This window comes from Chamaesiphon sp. VAR_69_metabat_338 (assembly GCF_031423935.1).
In the GTDB taxonomy this organism is placed as follows: Bacteria; Cyanobacteriota; Cyanobacteriia; order Cyanobacteriales; family Chamaesiphonaceae; genus Chamaesiphon.
Window position 1 is genome coordinate 1 of the sequence record NZ_JANPGM010000628.1, and the last position, 2,179, is coordinate 2,179.

Here is a 2,179-nt window from a genome sequence, read left to right on the forward strand (position 1 = left end):
GTAATTAAGGTACCAGATAGCAGGATTTTTCATAAGACTACCCAACATTTGCGATCGAAAGGCATTACTTGTTTGTTGGTTGATGGGAATATTTATTCTCTAAATTAGGGGATAGGGATAAGGGGAAAGGGTACAGGGAAGATTAGGAACGCGGTTTCTAATTTCTTCTTGTGACATCTCTTATCCCTATTCCCTATTCCCTATCCCCTAATTCAACGGTGGAATCTTGGTCAATCCGACCACAACCTGAGGATTGGCTTGTTTGAGTTGGGCTTCAAACCCGTAGCAACCGTCGTGATCGGCTTTAGCCAGCGTTCGCTTGGCTTGACAGTGTTCCGAGAGAATTTGGGAGATCGTCGAGAGTAATAATCGATCGCGTTTTTGGTAAGCAACTTCAAATAGTTTCATCGACTCGCGCAATTCATTATCATTTTTGAGTTCGCGACCGCGAATATTGAGAATTTGCGCTTTATAGTAGGTCAATTCTGGATTTTGCGGTGCGAGTTTGCGAGCGGCATCGATCGCATTATTCGCCAGATCGTACTGTTTCAAATCGCGATACCCGATGTACATGCCGCGCAAAGCCAGATAGCGCGGGTCGGCATTTTTGAGTCGATCGATCGCCTGACTGGTATCAGAGAAGGGGACATTGACCGCCAATAATAGATCCATATACCCTTTAATCAGATTGAGTTCGGAGTTATTGGGATCGATCTTATTGGCTTTATCCATAAACTCGAACACCTTTTGGAGCTTACTGAGCGCGCCTAAGGCACCGCCATCGGCTTTTTTCATTTCATAAGCCGCCAAGATCGCCCCGCCGACACCCTGGTATAAATTCCCCCGCAGCGGGTTGGTTTTCATCAATTTTTCGGCAGCTTTCGTCGTTTTCTCGCCGTAGTCCCTAACTTTCTCAAAATCTCCACTGCTAAAGGGATACAGAGTATTCATCGCATAAGTTAGCGGCTCGTTGGGTTCGGTTTTGAGGGCGGCATCGAGATACTGCTTGGCTTTAATATAGTCACCATCCCGAAACATGGCTTCCTTGGCGCGTTCGACATTGCTAACCTGTTTAGACTGAACCCCTCCTGGCGGGTATGCCATATTGCTATTGGGCTTGACTGCCTGAGTAACGGCGACTGCGGGAGCCATAGCTAGGTTAAACTGGCTCATTGGTGTTATGAGTGCTGATTGAGTCACGAGCGCGCCAGTAGCAAGAGCGAGTAGAATATGTGCGGACGACTTGAATTTCATGAAGTTAGTAGCGAGTAACGACGGGATGCGAACGGGGTGTTAAAATTGCTCGGCGCAGAGGTAGTGAATGGAGGAGATCGAGCCTTGCCCAATTGCCTGGAGATCGCAATATACTGTACTGTCTGGACGTGAATGACGATCGGATGTTCCACTGCGATCCCCAGATTGAGAGCTGTGTGCTACACGGGCGATCGATAATGAAGATCGATCGCCAATTGCTACTCGTGGACTCATTCCCAACCCCTCATCCCCAACTCTGAGATTGATGCTCAAACTCAAACATTTGTCTTATCATCCTCCAGCTAGCGATCGAGCGATCCTTCAGGATTTAAATTTAGAATTACCACCCCAACAATTGGGGCTAATTATTGGGGCGAGCGGTTCGGGCAAAAGTACTTTGCTAGAGATTTTATCAGGATTGGCGACTGTTACTAGTGGCGGTGTCTATTGGCGCGATCGCCGCTTAGATGCAGAATTGCTCCAGCAATTGGGCGGGTTGGTGTTTCAGTTTCCCGAACGGCATTTTTGCACTAATTCTATCTTAGAGGAGCTACGGCTAGGGCATCCCGAACTCGGTGCCGAACGCGTCGAACAAGCACTGATATCTGTCGGCTTGGCAGATCTGTCGTTACAGCTCTCGCCTCATGCCCTCAGCGGCGGCCAGCAGCGGCGATTAGCCCTGGCAGTCCAACTTATTCGGCAACCCCCGTTATTGCTGCTAGACGAGCCGACAGCGGGCTTAGACTGGTCGATGCGTCAGCAGTTGGTGCAGCTCCTCGCCAAACTCAAGCAAGATTGGACGCTATTAGTCGTGACTCACGATGCTGGCGATCTCATGGCAATTGCCGATAAATGTTGGCAGATCGAGCGAGGGATATTAACCGAATCTAGGATCGATCGCTAAATTAATTGATAATTGATAATT

Annotated in this window: 3 protein-coding genes; 1 reads left to right on the forward strand and 2 read right to left on the reverse strand. The window is 48.5% G+C overall.

Annotated features, from left to right (window positions below; translation table 11 throughout):
* Positions 1-207: 207 nt before the first annotated feature.
* Positions 208-1,254 carry a Sll0314/Alr1548 family TPR repeat-containing protein gene (locus RMO84_RS17380; RefSeq protein WP_310489695.1) on the reverse strand — a complete coding sequence of 349 codons (1,047 nt, stop codon included), beginning with the start codon at positions 1,252-1,254 and terminating at the stop codon, positions 208-210.
* Between the two features lie 39 nt (positions 1,255-1,293).
* Positions 1,294-1,488, reverse strand: a complete 195-nt coding sequence (locus RMO84_RS17385; protein WP_310489696.1) for a hypothetical protein — start codon at positions 1,486-1,488, stop codon at positions 1,294-1,296.
* Between the two features lie 31 nt (positions 1,489-1,519).
* Between RMO84_RS17385 and RMO84_RS17390 the strand changes: the two genes are divergently transcribed.
* A complete protein-coding gene (locus tag RMO84_RS17390) occupies positions 1,520-2,158 on the forward strand; it encodes an ABC transporter ATP-binding protein (RefSeq protein ID WP_310489697.1) in 639 nt (212 codons plus the stop codon).
* Positions 2,159-2,179 lie beyond the last annotated feature (21 nt).